This is a genomic window from Mycolicibacterium sp. TUM20985, assembly GCF_030295745.1.
Taxonomy (GTDB): Bacteria; Actinomycetota; Actinomycetes; order Mycobacteriales; family Mycobacteriaceae; genus Mycobacterium.
In genome coordinates, this window is record NZ_AP027291.1 from 4,366,100 (window position 1) to 4,390,540 (window position 24,441).

23 protein-coding genes and 1 pseudogene are annotated in these 24,441 nt (G+C 65.0%); 3 read left to right on the forward strand and 21 right to left on the reverse strand.

All coding sequences use genetic code 11. The features are described from left to right. The first annotated feature begins 17 nt into the window (after positions 1–17). Positions 18–1,115 carry an agmatinase gene (gene speB, locus QUE68_RS21465; protein ID WP_284228296.1) on the forward strand — a complete coding sequence of 366 codons (1,098 nt, stop codon included), beginning with the start codon at positions 18–20 and terminating at the stop codon, positions 1,113–1,115. On the opposite strand, the gene QUE68_RS21470 is transcribed toward speB, so the two are convergent. After that, positions 1,109–2,500, reverse strand: a complete 1,392-nt coding sequence (locus QUE68_RS21470; protein WP_284228297.1) for an FAD-binding oxidoreductase — start codon at positions 2,498–2,500, stop codon at positions 1,109–1,111. The genes speB and QUE68_RS21470 overlap by 7 nt on opposite strands. Further along, on the reverse strand, positions 2,497–3,978 hold the full coding sequence (locus QUE68_RS21475) for an APC family permease (protein WP_284228298.1): 1,482 nt from the start codon (positions 3,976–3,978) through the stop codon (positions 2,497–2,499). Before QUE68_RS21475 ends, QUE68_RS21470 begins: the two co-directional genes overlap by 4 nt. A gap of 63 nt (positions 3,979–4,041) precedes the next feature. Here QUE68_RS21475 and QUE68_RS21480 point away from each other — a divergent pair, with 63 nt between their 5' ends. Continuing rightward, complete coding sequence (locus QUE68_RS21480) at positions 4,042–4,761, forward strand: bestrophin-like domain (protein WP_284228299.1); 720 nt, start codon at positions 4,042–4,044, stop codon at positions 4,759–4,761. Between the two features lie 118 nt (positions 4,762–4,879). Here the strand turns inward: QUE68_RS21480 and QUE68_RS21485 are convergent, their stop codons facing one another. From QUE68_RS21485 to QUE68_RS21530, 10 genes and pseudogenes are all read right to left on the reverse strand, one after another. Further along, positions 4,880–5,533 (reverse strand): hypothetical protein, encoded by a 654-nt coding sequence (locus tag QUE68_RS21485; RefSeq protein ID WP_284228300.1) that lies wholly within the window; start codon positions 5,531–5,533, stop codon positions 4,880–4,882. A gap of 24 nt (positions 5,534–5,557) precedes the next feature. Further along, positions 5,558–6,124, reverse strand: a pseudogene (locus tag QUE68_RS29555) (transcriptional regulator); the annotation flags it as partial. 52 nt (positions 6,125–6,176) lie between these two features. Then, on the reverse strand, positions 6,177–7,544 hold the full coding sequence (locus QUE68_RS21495) for a hypothetical protein (protein WP_284228302.1): 1,368 nt from the start codon (positions 7,542–7,544) through the stop codon (positions 6,177–6,179). A gap of 3 nt (positions 7,545–7,547) precedes the next feature. After that, on the reverse strand, positions 7,548–7,970 hold the full coding sequence (locus QUE68_RS21500) for a hypothetical protein (RefSeq protein ID WP_284228303.1): 423 nt from the start codon (positions 7,968–7,970) through the stop codon (positions 7,548–7,550). Between the two features lie 4 nt (positions 7,971–7,974). Next, positions 7,975–8,289 (reverse strand): hypothetical protein, encoded by a 315-nt coding sequence (locus QUE68_RS21505; protein WP_284228304.1) that lies wholly within the window; start codon positions 8,287–8,289, stop codon positions 7,975–7,977. A 22-nt stretch (positions 8,290–8,311) separates the two neighbouring features. Next, on the reverse strand, positions 8,312–8,557 hold the full coding sequence (locus tag QUE68_RS21510; protein WP_284228305.1) for a hypothetical protein: 246 nt from the start codon (positions 8,555–8,557) through the stop codon (positions 8,312–8,314). 67 nt (positions 8,558–8,624) lie between these two features. Next, the gene (locus QUE68_RS21515; protein ID WP_286274409.1) at positions 8,625–9,899 is read right to left on the reverse strand and encodes a methane monooxygenase/ammonia monooxygenase subunit B; all 1,275 of its coding nucleotides are present in this window, start codon (positions 9,897–9,899) and stop codon (positions 8,625–8,627) included. A 19-nt stretch (positions 9,900–9,918) separates the two neighbouring features. Beyond that, the gene (locus tag QUE68_RS21520) at positions 9,919–10,689 is read right to left on the reverse strand and encodes a methane monooxygenase/ammonia monooxygenase subunit A (RefSeq protein WP_284228307.1); all 771 of its coding nucleotides are present in this window, start codon (positions 10,687–10,689) and stop codon (positions 9,919–9,921) included. A 123-nt stretch (positions 10,690–10,812) separates the two neighbouring features. After that, positions 10,813–11,694: a methane monooxygenase/ammonia monooxygenase subunit C gene (locus QUE68_RS21525; RefSeq protein ID WP_284228308.1), complete on the reverse strand. Its 882-nt coding sequence runs from the start codon at positions 11,692–11,694 to the stop codon at positions 10,813–10,815. Positions 11,695–11,885: 191 nt separating this feature from the next. After that, a complete protein-coding gene (locus QUE68_RS21530) occupies positions 11,886–13,520 on the reverse strand; it encodes a sigma-54-dependent Fis family transcriptional regulator (protein ID WP_286274410.1) in 1,635 nt (544 codons plus the stop codon). 245 nt (positions 13,521–13,765) lie between these two features. On the opposite strand from QUE68_RS21530, the gene adh reads away from it, so the two are divergent. After that, complete coding sequence (adh, locus tag QUE68_RS21535; RefSeq protein ID WP_286274411.1) at positions 13,766–15,283, forward strand: aldehyde dehydrogenase; 1,518 nt, start codon at positions 13,766–13,768, stop codon at positions 15,281–15,283. Positions 15,284–15,367: 84 nt separating this feature from the next. On the opposite strand, the gene QUE68_RS21540 is transcribed toward adh, so the two are convergent. From QUE68_RS21540 to QUE68_RS21580, 9 genes are all read right to left on the reverse strand, one after another. Beyond that, positions 15,368–16,480, reverse strand: a complete 1,113-nt coding sequence (locus QUE68_RS21540; RefSeq protein WP_284228311.1) for an NDMA-dependent alcohol dehydrogenase — start codon at positions 16,478–16,480, stop codon at positions 15,368–15,370. Positions 16,481–16,604: 124 nt separating this feature from the next. Further along, the gene (locus QUE68_RS21545; RefSeq protein ID WP_286274412.1) at positions 16,605–17,363 is read right to left on the reverse strand and encodes an SCO6745 family protein; all 759 of its coding nucleotides are present in this window, start codon (positions 17,361–17,363) and stop codon (positions 16,605–16,607) included. Between the two features lie 28 nt (positions 17,364–17,391). Then, entirely contained in the window at positions 17,392–18,963 is a 1,572-nt protein-coding gene (locus tag QUE68_RS21550) for a hypothetical protein (RefSeq protein ID WP_286274413.1), read from the reverse strand. A 22-nt stretch (positions 18,964–18,985) separates the two neighbouring features. Beyond that, entirely contained in the window at positions 18,986–19,705 is a 720-nt protein-coding gene (locus tag QUE68_RS21555; RefSeq protein ID WP_286274414.1) for a mammalian cell entry protein, read from the reverse strand. Continuing rightward, positions 19,672–20,226, reverse strand: coding sequence for a mammalian cell entry protein (locus QUE68_RS29675; RefSeq protein WP_454786289.1), 555 nt, complete (start codon positions 20,224–20,226; stop codon positions 19,672–19,674). Before QUE68_RS29675 ends, QUE68_RS21555 begins: the two co-directional genes overlap by 34 nt. Further along, positions 20,223–21,191 (reverse strand): RDD family protein, encoded by a 969-nt coding sequence (locus QUE68_RS21565; RefSeq protein WP_455013510.1) that lies wholly within the window; start codon positions 21,189–21,191, stop codon positions 20,223–20,225. The genes QUE68_RS29675 and QUE68_RS21565 overlap by 4 nt, the downstream gene beginning before the upstream one ends. Before the next feature lie 2 nt (positions 21,192–21,193). Next, positions 21,194–21,685 (reverse strand): Mce protein, encoded by a 492-nt coding sequence (locus QUE68_RS21570; protein WP_284228317.1) that lies wholly within the window; start codon positions 21,683–21,685, stop codon positions 21,194–21,196. A gap of 61 nt (positions 21,686–21,746) precedes the next feature. Continuing rightward, positions 21,747–23,297, reverse strand: a complete 1,551-nt coding sequence (locus tag QUE68_RS21575; RefSeq protein WP_284228318.1) for an MCE family protein — start codon at positions 23,295–23,297, stop codon at positions 21,747–21,749. Further along, on the reverse strand, positions 23,298–24,407 hold the full coding sequence (locus tag QUE68_RS21580) for an MCE family protein (RefSeq protein WP_286275898.1): 1,110 nt from the start codon (positions 24,405–24,407) through the stop codon (positions 23,298–23,300). Between the last annotated feature and the right edge of the window lie 34 nt (positions 24,408–24,441).

Here is a 24,441-nt window from a genome sequence, read left to right on the forward strand (position 1 = left end):
TCACGAAGGGAAAACACATGGCAGGCACAGGCTTCGGACCAGACATCACCTTCCTTGGGGTACCGCGCTGCGACCTGGAGGACCCGTCGACGTACGCGGACGCCGACATCGTCATCCTCGGCGCTCCGCTGGACGGCGGGACGACGTACCGATCCGGTGCGCGGTTCGGCCCGTCGGCGCTGCGCCAGGCCTGCTACCTGCCGCAGAACGGGTCACGGCCCAGCCTGGCGCTGCGGGTCGACGGCCTCAAGGACCTAAGGGTGTACGACGCCGGCGACGTAGCCCTCTACAGCGGCAACGTCGAGCAGGCGGTGCAGATGATCGAGGAGGACGTGTACAAGATCTCCGCCTCGGGGGCGATTCCGATCGTCCTCGGCGGTGACCACACGATCGCCTGGCCGGACCATACGGGGGTGGCCCGTCAGCACGGGTTCGGCAAGGTCTCGATGATCCACTTCGACGCCCACGCCGACACCGGTGACATCCACCTGGGTTCGCTGGTCGGCCACGGCACCCCGATGCGCCGGCTGATCGAATCCGGGGCACTGCGCGGAGACCGGTTCCTACAACTGGGCTTACGCGGCTACTGGCCCGAGGAGCCGACCCTGCAGTGGATGGCCGCGCAGGGCCTGCGCTCCTACGAGATGACCGAGATCGTCGCCCGCGGGCTGGAGCCCTGCCTGACCGAGGCGTTCGAGATCGCGACCACCGACTGCGAGGGCGTCTTCCTGTCCGTCGACATCGACGTTTGCGACCCCGGCGCCGCACCGGGCACGGGAACCCCTGAGCCGGGCGGATTCTCGGCTCGCGAACTCCTCGACGCGGTGCGGCGGATCTGCTACGAGCTGCCCGTCCTCGGTGTCGACGTCGTCGAGGTGGCACCCCCCTACGATCACGCCGACATCACCGCGCTGCTGGGCAACCGCGTGATCTTGGAGGTCATCTCCGCGATCGCCCGCCGCCGCAAGGATGCCGCCGAGGGTACCCGTTGGGATCCTCGCCAGCCGCTGCTGGAGGGCCGCGAGGTCGACGAGCAGCTGCGTCTCATCGCCGAGGGCGAAGAGGCCCGCCGTCGCGGTGAGGGCACGGCACGTCCGCACCCACACAGTCACTGAGGGCGCGGCACCGCGGGCTGGATGCTCTGCTCGAAGGTGAACACGTCATCGGGGTCGTACTTGGCCTTGATGGTCCGCAGGCGGTCGACGCCCGCTCCCCAGTAGGCGCTCTCCCAGCCGGGCATGCCGGCGTTGGGCACGTTGACGTAGGCGCCGTCGACATGGGGCGCCAACGCCGCCGCGAATTCCTCGATCCACTCCTGCAACGGGACGGTCAGCGGGTCTTCGCTGGCCGGTATCCCTGCACCGCGGATGCCCCAGCCCGCGCCCGGCTCGGCGTAGAACAGCGCGTCACGATGAGCGAAGACCGACCCGCCCGACGGTTCGCTGCCCGCGACGGCGCCACCGAAGGCGTTGGTGAAGTAGTTGCACTCCGGCGTCGGGGCCTTCGCCATGAAGGTGCGCACCACCTCGATGGCCTCGACGGGGTATGGCTGATAGATGAACTGCGACTTGAACATCCAGTTCTGAGGCTCGTCGGGGGTCGGGATCTGGAAACCCGCATAGATGTCCGCCCACGTGCCGTCGACGATCGTCACCGTCGGTGCGCCGACCGACAGGATCGATGCCAGCATCTCCTTGGCCTCGGCCTCCGATCCGGGTGCGAGCGCTCCGATCAGCTGAACTTCGTCGCGGCGGATCTCCAGCTGGCTGGTGAGACGGTCATCGGTGTGGGGCGCTGAGCGCTGCCACGCCTCGAAGACGTCGGCCAGGGTGTCGAGACCCGGCCATGTCGCGGTCACGTAGATGGCCTGCGTCAACGGCCGAACCCGGTAGGTCAGCGAGGTGACGATGCCGAAGTTGCCGTTGCCCGCACCGCGCAGCGCCCACAGCAGGTCCGCGTGGTTGGTCTCGTCGACGGTGAGCACCTGCACCGCACCATCTTTGGCGGCGATGACGATCTCCGCCGCGAGCAGGTTGTCGCTGGCCATGCCGAAGTTGCGGGTCAGCAGCCCGAACCCGCCACCGAGCGTCGCGCCGACCAGCCCGACCGTTCCCTCGGTGCCCGTCGGCGCCGCGAACCCGGCCTCGCCCAGTGCGGTGACCGCCTCGAGCTGCTTGAGCCCGGCCCCCACGGTCGCGGTGTGGGCGTTCGCGTCGATGGTGGCCGACTTCATCTCGCTGACGTCGATCACGATGCCGTCGTCGACGGTGGACCACCCCTCCAGGCAGTGACCGCCGCTACGCACCCGCACGGGCATGGCGTGCTCTCGCGCCCACGCCAGCGCGTTGACCACGTCGTGCGTCTCCCGGGCGAACACGATCACAGCCGGTTCGTGGCTGAACCGGAGGTTCCAGGAGAGCCGGGCCGTTGGGTACTCGGCGTCGCCGGGATGGACGACCCGGCCGGTCAACTCAGCCGGACGCGCCGAGGTAGCGGTCACTTGCCCGCGTCCGCGATGGCCGTGAAGTCCGCACCGGGTTCGGTGTCGAGGACTTCGCGGTGGAAGATCATCATGTACCCGAAGTAGATTCCGCCGGCCACGATCAATCCGAGCACGATGAGCACCGGAATGGACGCATCGCCGGGGGTGACGAGCGCCACCAGGGCGATCACCACCCACACCAGCGCGGCCACGGCCACGGGCAGCTCGAACCGCCCGAGGCTGAACCCACCCTCCTTGTGATCGAGGGTCTTGCGCACCGCGAGGTACAGGATCACCACCGCGCCGTAGATCAGTGCGGGCAGGATCGTCGAACCAATGATCAACTGCAGCAGGGCTTGACCGGGCAACGCCAGCATCAACACGACTCCGACGCCGAGGATGAGGATCGTCGCCGGCACGGGCGTCTGGGTCTTGGGGTTGACCCGACGCATCAGACCGTGTGCGGGGAAACGCTCGTCGCGGGCCATCGCGAAAACCTGACGCGAACACGCGGCCATCACCACCATGCCCGCCCCGAACATCGCGAAGGCCAAACCTGCCAACAGGATTCGCTCGGCGATCGGTCCCAGCTGACTGCGGATGATCGCCGCGACGGGCGAACCGCTCTGGGTCACCGCGGGAATGTCCTTGATCGCCAGCGTGAGCGCGATCAGGAACACCAGTCCCAGGACCGCCGCCGCCACCACCGACGCCACGATCGCCCGCGGCACGCTGCGGAAGGGATCCTTGGCCTCCTCGGCCAGGTTCGCCGCGGAATCGAAGCCGACCAACGTGGTCAAACCCATGATCATGCCGGCGGTCAACCCGCCCCCGATCGCGAAGTAGTTGGGATCGCCCACGGTGATCCCGCGTGAGGTCAGGTTCCCCAGGTCTCCGCTGCCGCTGAACACCATCACCGCGCCCAGCGCGACCACCAACACCACCACGATGCCCAACTCGATACCGACCGCCCCGGAGGTGATCAGACCCAGCAGCCGCGTCGAGGCGATCACCAACACGGCCTGAACGATCAGGATCGCGACGGTCACGAGGCGCGCTACGCCCTCGTCCTCCGACATGCCCAGCAACGGCATCAGCGCCTGGCTGGCCAAGGCGTTGTCCAACGCGACCACCGCAATCGCCAGATACCAGAACGTCAGCCAGCCGAACAGCCAGCCGATCTTAGGGCTCGCCAGCCGTGATGCCCACTGGTACGACGAACCGCTCAACGCGATCCGCGCCGCGAACTGCGCCACCACCAACGCCACCAGCGTCTGGCCCACCGACGCGATGACCCATAGCCAGATGCCGACCGGCCCCGCCGTGCCCAGCACCGCGTCGTAGGTCGCGAAGATGCCGACCGCCACCGAGATGAACGCAAAGGAGATCGCGAAGACCTGGAAACCCCCAAGAGTTCGTTTCAGTTCCGGCTCGTAACCACAATCCCGACACTCGTCGTCGGCTACGCCGGGCTCTGCCACATTCTCTGCAGTCATGGTGTGCGTCCTCATCGCTCTGCGTACCGGTGCGCCGAGTATGAGCGCATTGGAGGGGTCTTGATGCGGTATCGACTACTGCATTCTTGGAAGCGGCCGAAGTCTAACCACTGCATTCCCACCCGTGCAGGCAACACTGGGCGAGAAGAATGGATCTTCTACGCGCTGCAAAACTATCAGCGCGCCCGTGACGGCGGCACCATGGAGGCGATCGCCGTCACCGAGTTGCACAACGTGTCCGACGTGCTCGAAGGACATGACGGCTCTCGGCTGCACGGCGACCTCATCTGCTATTCACGTTCGGTGCTCACAGACGAGTGGCCCGCCATGGAGCGCGGGGAATCGTCTGCCTCGGTACGACACTGGGTCGACACGATGGTGACGGACTTCGCCGCGACCGATCCGAGGACACCGAAGCAGGAAGCGGCCTACGGCCAATGGTTCGACCAGCAAGCCGAGCGACGGGACGGCCGCCGCGCCCGCATTGCCGAGGCCGAACCGTCGGTGCCGCTGCCGCTGTGGATCGTGCTGGGGATCGGGGCAACCGCCGTTCTGGCCTACACGTGCGTACAGGCCGATCGCCGTGAGAGCGCCCTGATTCAGGCCGTGCCCATCGCATTCGTGTCAGCGCTGGTGGTGTCGGCGTTGCTCGTCGTGGGGTTCCTCGATCATCCCTACGACGACTGGACGGGCAGCCTTCGACCGAACGAGATGCGGGTGACGTTGGCCCTCGTCGACGACGGCCACGTCGTTCCCTGCGATTCGCGCGGCGATCCCACGTAGGGCCAACCTACGGCTATCCGTGTTCATCGGGTCGGCAGCTGGACCGAAGGCGGGCAACCGATTCCCGCTTACGACTCCTCGAAGGACGCCTCGTGCCTCCGCACGGAACTGGCGCCGGTTAGCGCCAACCGCGCAGCGAGGTGTGCAGATGACCGACGACGAGCGGTCGCCGACAGTCGGCCGGCGCCAACTTCGCCAAGGCATGTTCGTAAATGGCCGGATCGTCGTGGCAATGATTGCCCAGGATGAGTGCGGGTTCGGCCGACTCGTCTCGCAGGACGGCTTCGCGCACCGCGACGGAAAGACGGTTGCGCCAATCGATTACACCGGGGGCTTCGGATGCGGGAAGAAGTGGACCTCGGTAAGCGGCGACGGCCGTTGCAATGTCGCCACGTCGAAGCGCGTTGAGGACGTCTAGCGCATCGCACGATATCTCAGTGGTCAACGCGTATCGATGCCGCGATATCGTGCCACCGAACAGGCGCCGAAGGTGGGAGACCTCCGCCTTGAGAGTCGCAATCGACACGTGGCGGTCACCATAGAGCTCGAGGCTGAGCTCGCCAGCCGTGTAGCCCTGCGGCCGTAGGGCCAACAGCACCAGGATTTCTGCCTGCCGCGGACTCAACCGCAGCGTCTTCGGGCCAATTGCGGCCTCGGTCGAGCCCAGGCAACGGATGGATACCTGAGGGCTGTCGCCAAGGTTGAACGGGCCAGGGCACTGCTCCGCCAACTTCGCCTCGATCAAGGAGGCCAACGCGCTGACCGTCGACATCGCGAGAGGGTTGGCTCGGTCCCATGTCGTGGACAGGTCGAGCGTGCCGACGATCCGATGATGGCGATCACGAATCGGCGCGCAGTAACAGACCCAACGGTGCAGACATTCGACGAGATGTTCGGCTGCGAACACCGTACTGACCTCTCCGGTTCGGAGGGCAAGGGCGATTGCGTTCGTGCCAAAGCCAGATTCGTCCCAACGCCCTCCGACCGCAAAATTGACTTTTTCCGCCTGATTGCGCTCGGTGCGGCCACCGCACGTCCACAACAACGTTCCAGTCTCATCGGTCACGCCGACGACGAACGCGGCGGAATCCACGATCCGTCGCAATTCGGCTGTCATGTCCGTGACGGGGCCGTGTAGCGGTGAGTCATTCCAGCGGCTGACGATCGACTCGTCGGTAGCCGGCGCGCCGTCGCTCGCCGGATCTACGGAGTCCAGGGACCGCGTCCATGACCGGGCGATCTCCGACCGAAGGACGAAGCTCGTCGGTTCACTGGCGCGCACGTCAGCCCCAGGTAGGAGAAACCTCTCCCAGACGCCCCTCAGTTCGTTGCGTTGCCCCTGCAATGCTTGGGTCTGCATCATTCACATCCATGTCATTCGTGCGCAGTGATCTCGGTCGGGTCGTGCACCGCTCCTAGGCCTGGAACAGCAGATAAAGGCCTCCGCACGTGTAGAAGACCATGGTCAGCAGCAAGGCCAGTTGTCCAGATAATTGCTGTCGTTGGGGCAGCAGGCGCAGCGAGCGGTCGTGCGCGGCCATCACTCCGAGGATGTGACCGGTCAGCACACACGTGACTTTGATCGTCGCGAGTAGCGCGGGATGCGCGGACAAGATGTAGGCCACGCCATGGTCTTTGAGCCCGAAGACGTTCCACCCACGATCAAAGGGGTCGAACAACAGCTGGATCGTTGATTGGCCCTTCTCGACCAGATAGGACAGATAGTGCGCGAAGACGTATCCCACGATGATCGGGGTCAATGACGGCGAGAGCAGCCCGGGCAACTTGCGGCGTTCCGCTCGGCTCAAGGCTGGAACAGCCTGTGCCGCCAGCCAGAACGTTCCGCCGACCAACACGATCATCATGATCAGGCCCACCGACCGCACGGCGGTGGACGCAACGGTGGCATCGATCGGAGCCAGCCGTGCGGACGCAGAATCCACGAATCGGTGCCATGCCGCCTGCGCGGAGAAGCTGTCGAAGGCTGTCGAGCCCAGCAGCGTGGCGGCCAATGCGACCGAACCCGCGCGAATCTTCGTTGCCTGCAGATTGTTCAAAGGCAACCGCAGGACATAGATTCCCGGCCGGTTGCCGGGACCGACGAATGAGATCCGCGAGACCAGTGTGCTGTACACCTCGAAGGGGTCCGCCCGTTCGCACCACGTAGCGCCGTAGCGAATGGCACCACCGACGGTCACCACCAGATAGACGACACACCAGGCGATAATCGCCGTCACCGAGCCAGGATCGGGCGAAACCAGTTCAACCCAGGCGAATCCGAACAACCCAATTACGGCCAGCCAGTAGCCGAATCGCTCCGGGTACGTCGCGGATGATCGGCGAACCTCGAACCGCTTGCCGCGGTCGAGTAGACGACGAACCGCACGCGCCGGCGAGATCAACTTCCATACCGGTCCGAAGAGCACCGAGAGGGCGACCACCCCGACCCACAGGAGCACGTAGAACGTGCCGGGTAACGCATTGTGCGACGCGCTGCGCGGACCCAGGAATCCCGCCAGTGCCACCCAGCCGGTGAACGCCAACCCCAGCGCAGCCATGGCGTTGCGGAACGCCGCAGACGTGACAACGGTGTTGATCCACTGCGGCACCCGACGACCGACCGAATCGGCCCGCAACCGCGGTGTGCGCCAAGCGAAGACCAGTATGACGAACGAGATGCTCAGCGCCCATGCCGCAGCGACGACGGTGTAGGAGAACGGAATCGGGAGATCGGTACTACCGCCGAGTCCGTGAGCAAGAAGCTGGCGAGCTGGGCCGTTCAAGAGTCAGCGCACTGTCACGGTCGCCACAGTCTTGTCGCTGTGGTGCAGCTCGATCGCCACCTGGCCCGGAATGGCCACGATGAAGCTGAAGATCTGGCCGGCCGCCGGCTTGACCTCGAATTCGTGCTCTGGCACCGAATGCACGTGAAGTTCTTCGTCGACATCGCTGTCGATGCGCACCGTTATGGGTTCGCCGACCCGGGCCTCCAACTCAGCATTGGTGGGCGTGACGGTCCCCTGGCTGATCTGAACTGGTATCACCAGCCCGGCGTTACTCTGCCCTGTCGATGGGGCCGCAGCGCGCGACGTCGCCACCGTCGCAGGAGGAGTAACCGACGGCGATGACTGCGTGTTCGGCTTCGACGAGCAACTCACACAGATCAGCGCAGGAACGGCCACAGCCATAATCAGTTTGGCCGACAACACTCTGTCAGGCCCCCGGACTGTTGAAGGTGGTGCGCGGCGCCACCACAGCTTTGTCGCGAGCACCCTCACCGCGCAGCGATTTCATCGTGATGCCGCCGGATTCGACCGCGGCGATGAACTCGTCGAGCTCTTCGTGAAGGCTCACCGTGCCCAGACCGGCCACGCTGTTGCGCGCCTCCGCCGACGTCGATTTCTTGACGATGACGGCGATCGCCACCACCGGCATCACCAATGCCATGAACAGAACCAGCGCAGTCGTGTACAAGAACTGTGCACTGACGTTGGACGAAAAATCGCCCATTGCAACGAGATTGGTCATGAGGTTGATCCGTCCTCTTTGGTCACGTGCGTTCAGCGGGATCGGGAGTCGCTAGGACAGAAGGGGTGGGTTCGGGGGCGGCCGCGACGGCGGTTGCAGAAGCATCGCCGCCGTCACCGTCGTTGGAACCCTCTTTCTTCTTCATCCGCCGCGACACGACGATCAGCACGGCGATCGGGAACAGAAGAGCGAACGACAATCCACCGCCCATGATGGCTATCTCATCGCCGGTCATCTGACCCCCATGGGCAAGGATGCTCAGGCTCATGGCCGAAACTCCCTTCCTGTGGTGTGTTCGACGCCGCGTTTCGGCTGAGCGGCGCGGTGACTATCTACTAGTCGAATTTCGGCAGAATGCCCGAGGAGAGCTCGTTGATCTCCGACGCCGCCTTCGTTCCGCTGGCGTCCTTGAAGAACATCAGCCCCGTGATACGGACCTGGGCGTCGTTGAGCGGCAGCAGATTCTGCGCCTTCAACTCCCCAGCATCGACGGTGATGGTCATCTCACGTGTCTCCCCGGCCTGGATCGGACCGGGCGGCGTCACGGTGGCGAGGGTGTTCGCCGGGAGTCCGGGCGGTGCCCCCTCCTTGTTGGCCAACTCCAGATCGGCGAATTGCAGATGGTCGAAGTACACCGGAGTGTCATTGGCGTTGGTGACCTGAACGGTCAGCGCGAGCGTGCCCGCATCCGCGTCGAAGACCGCATTCTCGACCTTGGTCTGCACTTTCGACGAGAGCGGACTCGGGGCTTCGGGTATTGGAGCCAGCCGCGCGACTTGAAGCGGTACGTGCGGTCCGTCGGAGACCGTCGCGTAGATGAAGCCGCCGAGTCCCAGGACCAGAGCTCCGATACCGAAGGCGATGCTGACTTTGCGCTCGGTTTTCGTGACCAAGCCGGCACCGCCGCCGGAATTGACCACGGCCGCGCGCTGCAGCAGTGACTTGCGCAGCCAGTACACGGCGTACGCGGCACCGAAGAGAAAGCCGATGAGCTGCCAGGTGATAACGCGCGGCAGCCCGTAGTTCGTCAGGTCCGCGGTCGTGCCGTTGGCCAGCAGCTGTGGCTCGGTGAACACTCCGGAATCGTTGATGGTGACATACGCGCCCGGGCCCATGAGAGTTCCGGTGCCCTTCACGGCCATTGCTGGGTGGATGTGCCACGTGCCCGGTATGCGCGCCTTCAGCACCAGGCGGAAGGGGTAGACCCCGCCCTTGGTGAGTTTGACCGATTGGGGGGTGAACATGCCCGACATCTCGCGGTCTTCGATGTAGAACACCGGGCCCGGTTGGTTCACGGTGAGGAATCCCAAGTCCGGCGGGTCGATCGTGTGGTCCGGCCACGCGTTCATCACGCGCAGCGTCCCCGTGATGGTCAACTCGTCACCGATGTTGAGGTTCTCAGTCGAGAAGTTCACGTCGTAGAACAGGACCGTCGAGGTGCGTTCGAATGCCTGCTGGCCTTGCTCCCCATGCGCGGAGGCCACCGGCGGCGGTGCGATGAGCAGCAGGATTCCGATCACGGCGAGCACCGGTCCCCAGCGATGGCTCGTGCGCTTGCCGCGCAACGAATGGACGAGGCCCCGAAGGCCTTGCAGCTCAGATAGTTTCATCATCTTCTCGTCGTCGATTTCAGTCGGTCTGCAGCTTGAAGAACTTGCCGATGGGCCATACTGCGATGTACTTGCCGATGAGAATGCCTATCCAGTAACAGGCGGCCGACAACATCCCGCCGAAGAAGGCGACCACGATCGTAATGTCACTGACCAGCGCCTTGAGGTGTCCCTCTTCGATCATGCGCAGGTATTCCGGCGTCTGGGTTCTGCCGACGTGGAACGAGAGCGTGTCAGCCACTGTCAGCAGGGTGCCGTGGAAGTCCACCGGTACCAGATACGGCGACAGGGCCGGGAAGTTGAAGAACCAGAACAGCGCGCCCCACAGCAGCCCACCGACGATCGACGTCACGATGTAACTGCGCGACACCGCCAGCGTCACATCGAGAAGCACTGCGGCCATGATGAATGTCTCCGGCCAGGTGAAGTTCAGCGGGATGTGGGTCCACTGGTCGAAGCTGCCCCACCGCGAAATCCACTGCGCGATGATCAGCAGCAGCGCGCACAGAGTCGCACCCAGCGGGAGGCGCAGCAGGTGCCAGGCGATGTACTGCACGGCCGCCGGCACGATGATGCCTACGGCAGGAGTGACCAGCGGCCAGAACTCCCGGTCTTTCCAGTCGGCCCAGAACGACCAGTCGCCGCTGAACAGCATCTGGTTGACGTGAAAGGCGGCCATGATGAGCAGCGCGGCGCTGACCAGGATCAGCAGATCCCAGCGGCGACTGAGCAGGGGTTTCTTGGTCTCCACGTCCAGTGCGGAACTGGCTTCTTCTCTAGCGGTAGTCATGGAGCAATCACCCTCTGTTGAGCCGGAATGCCGGAATGCGTACAGCGACGCGATGTCACGATTCGTTGGTGGGTCCCTCAGCGAGCGGATACGACATCGCTCGCTGAGGGACCTTGCTCGGTGCTATTGCGTGGCCACGTGGCCCGTGCTCGTGACGTCGGCCGTCACGGGACCGACCGTGGTCGTGGACTCCGCCGTTGCGGACTCCGGTGTCGCGGCTACCTCGGCACGCTCCTGGCGAGCCAGCTCCATGATTCGCGGAAGTGTGCCGAACCAGACGGCGAACGTTCCGGCGAGCAGGTAGGCGAAGATGACGAACGGCCAGTGCAGCGGCGCGGCGAAGACTTCCTCCGCCTGGAAGAAGGAGTGTCCGAACTCGTTCATCGCCACCTGGAACAGCAGCAACAGGCTGCCGCTGACGATCAAGGCGAAGGACACCGGCAGCAGCTTGCCGCCGTAGAGGTGCGGCAAACGGGTGCGCGCATAGATGTAGGACCCGGCAGCCAAGTAGATCATCAGCGGGAAGGCCCCGTAGAACAGCACGTCGTGGCTCGGTGTGAAGGCCGAGTCGCGGGTGACGATCTGGTGCCAGGACGCATCCTGCTCGGCCGCATAGCTACCGCCGATGTACGCCGCGGTGCAGAAGGACAGGATGATGAGCCACAGGTTCCACAACCTGCGTCCCTCGTCCTCCCGGGTCATCTCGGTGGGCAGGCGCTTGCCGGTAACCCACATCCAGACGTACCACGCGCCGGCGGCGGCAGGCAGCAGCGTCATGTTGGCCAGGGCGAGCGACACCCAGTACTTGGTGAATTCCGGATTGTGGGAGTCGAGCCCCTTCGACACTGCGAAGGCTTGCTGATACGCCCGCCAGCTGAGGCCGATGACCGCAATGACCGCGAACGCGATGAAGATTGATTTGTAGGAGCCGCCCCGGCGCACCGGCGTTTGCGACTTCTCCTTGCCGACGGAAGAGGAAACCCTCTTCGTTTCTGTTGACGTCATTCTTGAGCGCCTTTCCTTTCGATCGCGCCACCGTTGCGTCGAGGTCGCTGCCAGTGCCTGGCACCACGGTGGAACCGCGGCGGGAAGCCGACCTCATGCGGATGCGAACTCACTCGTCACACAGCTCGTGCTGTCTGATGCCATCAGTGTGGGAGAGCGCGGTGATCCGTAACTGTCCGGAAACTGGACAGCTAGGTGCCGATATCCAGCGCCTTCATGCGAGCGTAAAGAGTGCTGCGGCTGATGCCTAGTTCCGTTGAGGCATGGACCTTGTTACCACCGGCCCTAGACAGCGCGCCGATGATGGCCTCCCGTTCGGCCCGCTCTCGGCCGGCCAGATGGGCGACCCGGGTGACGCTCTGATACCCGGGCGGAAGGTCGGAGACATCGATGATGTCGGGCGTCTGCGCCGTCTCGGCGGCGCTGCGCAGGACCAGCCTGAGTTCGCTGAAATTGCCGGGCCAATCCGCCGCCGACAATGCCGTGAAAGCGCGCGGCGTCAGTCGCCAATGCCCCCCGAGTTCAGCGAGTAGGGCGCGGCTGATCTCGGGCATGTCCAGCCGCCGCTGCCGAAGCGGTGGCAGCTCGACACGGCCGGAGCACCGCGTGATCAGGGCCGCCACCTGCGGGGGCAATTGCGCCATCGGTCCCCCGGTGAGCACGATCCGAGGTTGAGTCTCGGAGTCGATGAGACCTCCGAGCACCGTCAGTATCGCGTCGGGGAGCAACTGGACGTTTTCCACCACGACCGCGGAGGCGTCGCCGTTGGCGGCTGCGATCAGCTCCCGCAGCCACCGGGGCTGTCCGTCGACGACCGCGCGAACACCGTCGAGCCAGTGGGCGTCGTCCGGTTCGACGAGCAATCGCGCCGCCGTCGTGCGGCCACTACCCGGTTCGCCGCAGACCGCGAGAGCTCCCGGGATGGTGCGCATCCTTGCCAGATCCATCTTGAGCCGGTGGGCCGAACCCGGCGCGGCGTTCACGCCGCGGCGGATCCGGGTGGAGGAGGCGCGCGCTGAACGCATCAGGAAGACCGCGCCGCCGTCGGTCCCAGGGACGGCATTGACCTGTACGGCGACGGTGTCGCCGCTGTTCAATTCCAGCTGCACTTCCCGAATTTCACCAGGGCGCAATTCGGCTGCGATCTCGTGAAGCAGGACGTGGTCCGTGGCGTCCAACGTGTTCATCGCGACCTCGTTGGTCAGAAGCATGTCCACACCGATCGCCGCCACGGCAAGGTGAGGCTGCGGGCGCACACTTTGAAACGCCTGGACGAGCTGTTGCTGGGAAACCCTCGAACCGTCGAGCAGACGACGCTCGATATCCCGAGCGGCGCGGGTGACGAAGGGTACGAACAACGGGTTGACCTCAGAGGCCTCGATCGTCATGTCGAGGATTCCCTCGATCCGCCGGGTGGCCGGATGGATGATCGGATGCCCATAGCAGCTCAAGCCACGCAGTTGCTCGAGATAGTGTTCGCTGCCGTTGACGACGACGCCCTGACGCAGTTCGAACGGTGTGCCGATCGCGTTGGTCCCCGCCATCTCCTCGGCGCATAGCGCGCCACTGAGAATGCCGAGGGTTTCCAACCCACGTTCGACGCGAGTGCCGTCGAAGACCCGCCTCACGATGCGACAGTCACGGTCGGCGAGAAGGACGCAAAGTCCTGTCCCGGCGATCTGATCTGCCAGCTCCTCGAGGACGGGCATCGCCGAACGCAGCAGGCGCGTGTCGTGCTCACTGCCCGAATCCAACGGGATCTGCACGTCAGGCTGAACGCCGCACATGGTGGACCTGCGCCAGGACATCGCAATCTCCGGGCGCATGCCTTCTCCGTCGCTCACATGTGGTGGCACCGGTCCTCCTATTTGGTGCGCGAGCGTACGTCCACGTTGCGCGGCCTCGTCACGATTCGGCCAATGCGTTACCCGATTAGGGCACAAGTGCCCTAGCCAAAGAACGGCCGCCAACCTGCCGCCAACCTCGGGCGGGGATGGTGGGCCAGACATGTTTGGCGGCGTTGTCGATCGACGCAAACGCCACCGACCCGAAGCACTGCTGAGGAGATCCCATGACCTATGTACGGCCTGGAACAGAAGGCAGCATCGTCGAATTCGCCCCCAGATACGACAACTTCATCGGTGGCGAATGGGTGGCACCGGTCGAGGGCCGGTACTTCGACAACTCCTCTCCGATCGACGGGAAGGTCTTCACAGAGGTGGCGCGCTCGTCGGGCGCCGACATCGAACTGGCTCTCGACGCCGCCGATGCCGCCATGGACAAGTGGAGCGCGACGTCGCCAGCGGAACGCGCCGCGATCCTGAACAAGATCGCCGACCGCATGGAGGCCAATCTGGAGCAACTCGCGGTTGCAGAGACCTGGGACAAGGGCAAACCGGTGCGCGAGAGTCTCGCCGCCGACATTCCCTTGGCTACGGACCATTTCCGGTACTTCGCCGCAGCCATCAGGGCCCAGGAAGGGCGACTGTCCCAGATCAACAGCGACACCGTCGCGTATCACTTCGCCGAGCCACTCGGCATCGTCGGGCAAATCGTCCCGTGGAACTTCCCGATCCTGATGGCGTGCTGGAAGATTGCTCCCGCTCTGGCGGCGGGCAACTGCGTGGTCCTCAAACCCGCTGAGCAGACACCGGTTTCGGTGCTGAAGTTGATCGAACTGATCGCCGACCTGCTTCCACCCGGGGTTCTCAATGTGGTCAACGGATTCGGCCTCGAGGCTGGCAAGCCGCTGGCGAGCAGCCCCCGGGTTTCCAAGGTCGCGTTCACGGGCGAGACGAGCACCGGTCGGCTCATCATGCAGTACGCCAGCCAGAACATCGTCCCGGTGACTCTGGAATTGGGCGGCAAGAGCCCGAACATCTTCCTTGCCGATGTCGCCGCCGCCGATGACGCGTTCCTGGACAAAGCCGTCGAAGGCTTCGTGATGTTCGCGCTCAATCAGGGCGAAGTGTGCACCTGCCCGTCGCGGGCCTTGATCCATGCATCGATCTACGACGAGTTCATCGAACGGTGCATCACCCGTACCAAGGCCATCAAGAGCGGTGACCCCCTCGATCCCGCCACCATGATTGGCGCGCAGGCCAGTCGTGAACAGTACGAAAAGATTTTGTCCTACATAGACATTGGCCGCCAGGAAGGCGCCGAAGTGCTCACGGGCGGGGCAGTGCGAACCGTGGCCGAGTACCCGGACGGGTACTACATCGAGCCCACGATCTTCAAGGGCACCAACGACATGCGCATCTTCCAGGAGGAGATCTTCGGCCCGGTGGTGTGTGCGACGACGTTCGACTCGACGGACGAAGCACTGAAGTTGGCCAACGACACCATCTATGGGCTTGGCGCCGGAGTGTGGAGCCGCGACGGCAACACCGCTTACCGACTGGGCCGAGGCATCAAGGCCGGCCGAGTCTGGACCAACTGCTATCACGAGTATCCGGCGCACGCGGCCTTCGGAGGGTACAAGCAGTCCGGAATCGGCCGCGAGAGCCACCAGATGATGCTCGACCATTACCAGAACACCAAGAGCATGCTGGTCAGCTACTCAACCAACGCCCAGGGGTTCTTCTGATCCCGAGTCGGGGCGTAGGACCGTTGCGCTGGGGTGACGGTGACGAAAAGGGCTGGCGCCCTTTCCTTCCCGCCTCACTAAAGCTCAGCTGGCGTGGGTGATGACACCCCGGATGTTCTTGCCGTCTCGCAGATCCTGGTAGCCCTCGTTGACCTGCTCGAGGGTGTACCTCGTCGTGACGAGCTCGTCCAGCTTCAGCTGGCCGGCGTCATAGAGCCGCAGTAGTCTGACGATGTCGTATTGCGGATTGGCAGAACCGAACAAGGTGCCCTTGATCGTCTTCTCGAACAGCGTCAGCAGGCCACCCGAGACATGCACGGTCAGCTTCGCCGGGTCCGCCAGCGCGGTGATGACCACGGTGCCACCCTTGCCGATGATGTTCACGGCCTCGGTCACCACGTCTTCTTCAACGGTTCCGACCGTGATGATCGCCTGGTCCGCCATTTGGCCCCAGGTCAGCTCGGAGACCGTATCGGCAGCTTCCGCCGCGGTGGCGAAGGCGTGGGTCGCCCCGAACTTGAGCGCGGCTTCGCGTTTGAACTCGATCGGGTCCACGGCGACGACGTACTTCGCCCCCGCATGCTTCGCGCCCTGGACGGCATTGATGCCGATCCCGCCGATGCCGTACACCACGGTGGTATCACCGGCCCGGACCGCACCCGCGTAGTTGGCACTTCCCCACCCCGTCGGTACACCGCAGCCGACCAGAACAGCGGTCTCCAGAGGCAGCCAGTCGTCGACCTTGACTACCGAGTGCTGTGAGATCGTCGCGCGCTCCGCGAACGTGCCCAGCATGCACATCGCGCCGAAATCGTCATCGCCCATGTGAAAGCGGAAGGTCCCGTCGGGCATGTTTCCCTCGAGGATCGAGGCTCCCAGATCACACAGGTTGGAGCGCCCCGTCGCGCAGTAGCGACAGGTCCCGCAGTTCGGGATGAAGCTGCACACCACATGGTCACCAGGCTTGACCTTGGTGACACCGGGACCGACTTCTTCGATGATGCCGGCCCCTTCGTGGCCGCCGACGATCGGAAAGCGGGGTGTCAGATCCCCGTCGGTCAAATGCAAGTCGGAATGACACAAACCGGCGGCGACGTACTTGATCAGCACTTCACCCGCCTTCGGACCGTCGAGGTCGAGTTCGACGATTTCGAACGGCTTACCGGCCTCGAACAACACTGCCGCTCTTGTCTTCATGCCTTCTCCTTTGCCTTGCCTTCGTGTGGCCAGCCGCATGCGGCTACCAGGACCTACCCTGGACGCTAGGGACATCGTCCGCCAGACCCACGGTCCTAACTGTCCAATTTCCGCACATCGGCGATCAGGCGGGGGCGCCGTTCTTCAGCGACTGCACCGCGTCCGCACTCAAGCGAGCAAGTTCGGCGGGCTCGCTCTCCTCGAGGGCAGCACCGAGTATCTCCGCCATCCGCAGGTTGGTCTGCTCCTCGACCTCGGCGTAGCGGACAGCCTTGTCGTCCCCGTCGGCGAACGGCTCGGGCCAGCCGAACATCGACGCGTACTCCTGCCCCTTGTTGAGCATGTGCGCCTCGATGAAGGAGATGCCGGAATTGGTGAGCAGGTTGAAGTGCATGCCCGCCCGCAACTCCCGCAGGATGAACATCACCTGCATCGCCCGCGCCGGAGCGTCATCGGCCAGCGGCATCGTCCGCCAGCCGGCGTACAACGGCAGCCCTGCGCCCGGTGTCGCCGCGATGACCTTCTCCCCCAGCTCGGCGAGGCGGTCCAGCCCCGCCGCGCCGACCAGATGCCTGCGGCCGAAGCCCGCCGTCTGCTCCCAGTAGAGGTCGGCCGCCCCGGCGGCCCCGCGTACTGCGATGCCTTCCTCCCACAAGCTCTGCAGGAAGGTGGGTTCGAACACCACGAACACCGAGCTCACCGCGACTCCGGTGGCCTCGCCGAGCACACCACCGCGGCCGGCGACATACCCCGCGAACGGGTTCTCGTAACCGGCCGCAATGCTCTCCGCGAACGTCTCGGGATGCAACATGAACATCGCGACGGCTTGCTCGATAGGACCGCCCGCAGCCTGGGTGGCTTGCAGTAGATCGTTGTGAGTCATGACAATTCCTTCTCTCGCGGTTGGTTGGCTAGTTGCCATGGACCGGCTCCGGAATGGGAGCCGGTGTAGGCGGCGTTTCCTCATCGCGCTGTCGTCGCGCCTGACGTCTGGTGAGCACGCCCAGCCACATGCCGTAGACGATGACCAGAACGCCGACGGCGGTGAGCAACGGGGCGAACACGGTGAGCGGGGGCCAGTTGGTATCGGTGATCACGTAGTTGCTCTGCTGGCGCTCGAGGGCCGGGATCACGTCATCGCGGAAGTTGTCCCGGATCACGGGAGCGGACCGGCTGGGTGTGCCGTCGAAGCGAGTGAACCCCTCGGTGCCCGGCACCTGCGCCCAGCCGTCGGTCACCAGCCTGAGATTCGTGAACAACTGATACATCTGCGGAAAGTCGACCCGCAGCGTATTCCACATCTGCACGGTGGACACATTGGACCGGCCGGCCAGGAACTCCACCAGTTTCGTCGCATCCGCGGTCGACGCCGAGAACGGCACCCCGTCCAGCAGGCCCGCACTGTGCGGGAAGTATAGGTGGACAAGGTCTTTCACGTCCTGTAAAGGCACGCCCACCTTCGCGGCAACACGGTCGAGCAGTTTGGGGTACTCCTCGGCGGCACCGCCGTCGGGCAGGATGGCCGGCCCGAGGGCCTGGACGAAGACGTCGATGAACTCGATCCCAGCCCTATCGCCCTGGATTCGGTCCAGCGCAAAGGCCGGTCGGGTGTCGTCGAGCAGTGTCTGGCCACCGATCAGGCGTGGGAACAGGTTCAGCCCGAGCACCAGCGCCACCACGCCGACACCGACGACGGGCACCACCGCCCAGGCGAACCGAAGCGGATTGCGCGGCGCTCCCCGCCAGGTCGCTACGACCATGGCCGTGCCGAAGAGGACCACCACGATTCCCAACACCAGAAGCAGTGGGGCGAGGAAGCCGACGCCGCCGCGTACGCCCAACGGCCGGAAGTTCTCCTGCTGCCGCTCGACGGGTGAGATCAATTCCTCGCCCAGATACGTTCTCAGTTCGGGCATCGTCCGGACGGGGGTGCCGTCGAAACGGGTCAACCGCTCGGTGCCGGGAATGGCGGCCCACCCGTCGGTGAGCTTGGGTAGATTGATGATGACCTGGTCGAGCTTCGGATAGTCGGTCCTCAGCATCTGTTCCACCTGCTCCGGCGTCATCATCAACACCGTTCCCAGGTAGTGGACGAGCTTCGGCATTTCGGCGCTGACCTCGGGCAGGGTGAGCGAGGCCAGGAACCCGTTGATCGCCGGAAAGTCGTTGCGCATCAATGCCTGTGCATCCTCGCGCGATCGCCCGGTCGTGGCGGCGACGAGATCGATCATCTTGGGCAACTCGGCCTTGGCTCCATCGGCAGACATCATCGCGTCGACGGCATTCGTTGCGGCGGAGACGATTTCGATGCCACCGCGGTCTCCCTTGACCCGGTCGACCGTGAACGCCGGGCTCAGGTCGTCGACCATCGACTGTGCGGCGCCGAGTCGCGGGAACAGCTGCCAGGACACCACGAGGACGATCACGATAATCCCCACCAGCGTGACGCCCGCCCAGGCGAGCGGAACCGACTTGCGGGCCATGTACTCCTCCGTCTTCGAGCAGTTAGAGCTGCGGTGTCAGGTCCATGAAGCTGACCGTGGACATCTTGGTGACCAGCCAGCGCGCGCCCTCGCGTGTCATCGTGAGGCGGTATCCAACGTATTTGAGCGAGGGAATGTTCTTGGTCAGTGGGCTGGTGGCGGTGGTGTTGGTGAAGACGATCGCCACGGCGTCCGTGCCATCGAGCGATTCCACTCCCACGCCAACGACCTCGGTGCTGTCGGTCACCTGAGCTTGTTCGTTGGGAGCGGCGGCCGCGTCGAGGAACTTGCGGTACTGGGCACTGAAGTCACCGCTGAGGTACTGACTCGCGCGATCGGCCAACGTGTCGATCGTGGCGGGGGTGTATGTCCACAAGGTGGTGACTGCATCCACCGCGGTGCGCGCGACGTCGGTTCGGGCTGATGCGGCAGCGCGATCGGCCAGATAGGTGTGCACGGCCGCACCTGCGTATGTCATCGAGCCGACGAACACCAGAGCGGCAATGCCGACCACGACGGTGCGCCAGCGGCTGAATTGCCCGCTGCCAGCAGCCGCGTCGCCGTCGTCGTCTTTGCCGCCTACTTCCGTGACGGGACCGTCCGCGGCCACCGGCGGTGTCGTGGCATCCACGTCGAGCGCCGGAAGTCGCCGTCCGCGTTTGCCGCGGGGCGTTTGGCCGTGCGGTCGCCGACGGTTGCGAGCATCTGTCAGATCATCGGTGTCAAGCTGCTGATCATCCATCGGTCCTCCTCCTGCTTGGTCGTGACCACCCATCGGTTCGTCCTTTCGGCCCGCAACATTCCGTCCGGCGACGTAGACGTGAACTTCGTGATGACCAGCACGTCGACGCTGCCGTCGTCGTTGCGTCTGGAGACACCCGCTTCGAGCACGGTGCCCGTCGTGGGTTCCGATCTCGCTATGCCGACGACGATCTCGTCTTCGTTCTGGCGGTACTGCTCGGCGAAGGCGCCCGTGGCTCGTGCGAGTATCCGATCGGCGTAGTCGTTCGCGTGGAATGGGTCAGGCGACGTGAAGTCCGTCATGAACGTACGGACATAGCCGAGCGCAGCGGCATCGTATAGCCCTGCGCGTCTTCGCGTTTCATGTGAAGACAGCACCAGCCCGCACAGCACGATGGCAATCACTGCCACCGCCGCGGCGAACGTCACCGCAGTCGGCAATCGCCAGCGTCGCGCCGGGCGAGCCGGCGTGGCGCAGAGAAGCAGCCCCGCATCCCCCTCGATCCTGCGTCGCGGACTCACGGGTTGGCCTTCACCGTTGGCGGACTGGTCACGACGGTCAGCTCGTCGACGCGCCATGGCGTCGAATCGGATTCGACGAAGTTCACTCGCACCGAAGCGGTGAGGTACCGCCGGTCCGGCGCCGCCCCGCGCCGGCCCTGCAAGAACAGCAACATGGTGGCACGACCTCGTGTCGCGCTGAGCACCGAGCTGTCCGTCACCCAATAGTCGTTGCGTACCAGACCTGCCTTCACGACCGCCTGCTGCTGGGCGATCAACTGTCCGCGGTAGGCGTCGGAGGCCAACGTTCGCGCGCGGTCGAAGTCGCCCTGCACGGTTTCGGGGTGATAGCTCAGGATTTGTTCGACCATGTGCGGCCCCTGCGCTGCGATCTCGGCGGTGGCATCGGAGCTCGATGAATCTCGTTGACGCACAACGGCAACGCTGACCGTGGCATCCACCGCGCACAGCGCGGCGGCGACCAGCAGGACGCAAGCAGTGTTTCGGCGCGACCCGTCGGCCATTGGTGCTTCCACCACGTGCGCCTCGGTGCCCCACAATGCGTCTGCGAACGTACGTCGGCGGGAATCCTTCAACGGCCAGAGCCATCCCGCCAATGCCGGAACGGTGTCCAGCAGGTGCGTCATGTCTCGTAGCAGCAGCGTCCATGGTCCAACGGGCGATCCAGCCCGATACACGAGTTCGATGCCAAATGCCCGCCTTCCCAAGCTTTGTCCGCTCACGCCGGGCAGGAGCACCCTGTTGACTACCGTCCAGGAGACGGCGGCGACAGCGATGAAGACTGACATCCACCACCACCCGCCGTGCAGCGGTACCGACAACGCGACCATCGCCGCCGTTGCCAGCACCGCGGCGCCGGGCAGGACGTCGAGGCTTAGCGCTCCCGCCCTGGCGGGCCAGGACGCCGGCTCTGACGGGGGTGGGCGATCATTCGCAGTCTTGACGCGCGGGGCCACTTCGGTCAACGTCATGTGGCCACCTGATCGAGCTCGGCGACCTTGAACTGGCCGTTGACGGGCACCATCCTCACCCGCACCCGGTAGCTGTTCACCCGGTCTGCCATCCCGGTCTGCGAGACCGTGGCGCGGAAGACGACCAACGCGTCGATCGACCCGTCCTCGTTGTCGCGTTCGACCGCCGCGTACAGCTCCGGAACCCGTACTCGGACGTCGACGGCCTCGTAAGCCTGCGCCAGAACCTCGCCGTACCAAGTCGATTGGTCGCCGAACGTTCCGGTCGAGCAGTCGCCGAGCTTTCGTTGCGCGCCGGGAATCGCTGCGACACTGGCCGGCTGCGTAGCGGCCACGCAGTCCTTGGCCGCTGCGAGCGCCGCATCGTTCGCGGCGGCAGTGGCCTGGCTCTGCCGGTGGGCCTGCGTGGCGAGACGGCCGCCTGCCACGGCACCGCCGGCCAACACGAGGAGCACCGCCGCAATCGCGATCGGCCACCGTCGGGTCATGCGTGGCCCGGCAGTGCCGGCAACCGTTTCAGCCGTGGCCGCACCTGGCTTCACAGGGTCTCTATCCCACCGGTGCCAGCATCCGTTTCCATCCGTCGTCTCCTGACTCGATCGAGTTGTCGACGGAATACCTCACCCCGTCGGGGCCGGTGATCTCGCCGGACTGGGTCTGCAGCACGGCTCCCGGCGGTACGTCCGGGCTGTAGCTGCACGAGTTGGGCTGCTGTCCGTTGCACTGGACGCTGCCCGCCCCCGGCGCGGACACCGGGTCGCTGACCGGGGGTGGCGTTCCTGGCAAGCTGCCCGCGGGCAAGGGGTTCAGTCCCGTGTCGATCGACGGGGCGGGGACTACGTAACCCGGTTTCACCGGCTGATCGCAGCGCGCCCCCGGGGCCGGGCAGGTCAGGGTCTGATTCGGGTCGCCGTACCACGGGTTGGTTCCCTGCGGCTCGTACGGTTGACCGCTCCGGCAGTCCTGCGGCGTCGCTGCGCGCCTGCCCGGGACGTCGACGCAGGGGATGTTGCGTGCGCCGCGTACGGAGTTCGCCGTCTGGTCTTGTGGAATCTTGCAGTAGGTGTTGGACGGTAACGGCGCGGCGCTGGTGTCGGCCGGAGAACGCCACTGCGATGCGGGGACGAAGCCCGTCAGGCAAGGCGGGGGCTGGTTGATCGCCAGCCCAAGGTCGATGCGGGCTTCACCGGGGAACGCCAGTGTCGTCGTCTGAGCGACGGAACTGACCTGCGGCAACAACACCAACACCTGCTCGATGCCCTGGCGGTAGCGCAGCAGCAGGCCGGTGACGACTTCCAGGTTCGCCAACGTCTGAGGCAGCGACTCGCGAACTCCACCCAGTACGCCGTTGGCGGTGTCCAAGGTCGGGGCGGCATTGGTCAGCACGTCGTTCAGCTGCGAATCTTGAGCGGCGGTCTGGGTGGCGACGACGTTGAGGTTGTGGATCCACTGCTTGATCTCCCCGGCGGACGCGGCTTGAGAATTGAGCAGCGGCGCCGACTTCGCGATGAGGTCGTTGATGTCGCCGGTATGGGCATCGAATTCGCCCGCGAGCGACTGCGTGGAGTCGACCAGTCGGTTCAGTGCCGGGCCCAGTCCGCCCACCGCTTGCGACGTCTGATCGAGCACCGAGGCGATCTTGTCCTTCGGTAGCGCGCCCAAGCCGCGATCGATGGCCGCTAGCGCCGTGCCGATATCTTCGGGCACCGTGCCCGTGGTGATGGCTTGTCCAGGGGTCAGATACTTACCTCGATCACCGTTGGACACCAGATCCAAGTACTGCTCGCCAACCGCGGAGACGGAGTGCACGTTGGCGGTCGCGTCCACCGGTATCCGGTAGCCGTCGTCGATGCTCATCGTCACCTGCACCCCGGTCTTCGTCGGCTCCACGGCGGTGACCTTGCCGATCGTGGCACCGCGGTAAGTCACGTTGGCCGTGCGGTAGAGGCCACCGGAGACCGGCAAATCTGCAGTGAGGGTGTATTGCCCGATGCCTACCGCCGCCGGCAGCCGCAGGTAGTAACCGCCCAGCACGAGGAGCGTGAGCAACGTCAGGATGGAGAAGACGATGAGCTGAGTTCGGACGAATCGGGTGACCACTCACGGGCCCCGTTCGACCAGTGGACCGCCCGGGACGTCGTTCGGGTTCGGCGTGAATCGGACGTCGGGGATCATGGTGGCGGGATCACGGCCCCAAGACTGCTCCAGCGCGCGCAGCGCTCCGGTGAAACGGGTCCCCGTCAGTAGTCCGTTGTCGAGGGCGCTGAGCGTGAGGTCGACGTTGAGCGAGGTGTTGATGTAATCGCCCCGGAACGTCTTGGGGATGGCGTCGATGTCGAACGGAGCGGTGAGAGCCACCTTCAGGGCCGGGACGATGAACGGCGCCGCGCGGACGAGTTGGGCCAGCGGCCGTTGCAGGGACACCAGGTTCCGGTTCAGAGTGGCGTTCGACGAGTCGGCCGTCTTCCTCGCGGCGTCACTGAACTGACCCAGCGACTCGACCGCCTCGATGACCCGGCCCTGGGAGTCGTTGAGGTACTTGACGAGCGGCGGCAACTCGGTCAGTGCACCGTTGAGGGTGCTGTCGTGTTCGGCCGCGATCTTCAAGAACCGGTCGGCGGAGTCGATGGCATGCGTGACGTCCCCGATCTGTGCTTCGAGCTTGGCGGTGAAGGTGTCGAGCTTGTCGAGAAGCGCACGGATCTGGTCGCCCCGCCCATTCACGATGCTGTAGACCTCGTTCGATATGACGTCGAGGTTGGACACGCCGCCGCCGTGCAGCAGGGTCGCTACGCTGGCAAGGGTCCGCTCGGTGCTGGGGAAGGCCGACGAGTTCTTCAGTGCCACGGTGTCACCGTTGGCCAGCAGCTGCGGCGACGGATCCTGTTCCGGCGCAGCCAGTTCGAGGTGCTGGGTGCCCAGCAAGCTGGTCTGGCCGATCTTCGCCGTGGCGTTCTTCGGTAGCTGCACGCCGTTCTGCAATTCGACGGTCAGGGTCGCGATCCAGCTCTTCATCTTGATCGCCTGCACCTGGCCGACATAGACGTCGGCGATGAAGACCTTGCTATTGGGGGTGAGCCCCAGCGTGTCGGGCATCTGCACGTAGACGGTGTAGGAGCCGCGCCCACTGCCAGGGCCCCTGGGGATCGGCACATTTGCGATGCCGCGCCACTCCCCGCAACCGCTTAGCGCGAGCACGACGCCCAGCATCGCGATGCTCCGCCAGCCCGCGCGCCGAACCCGG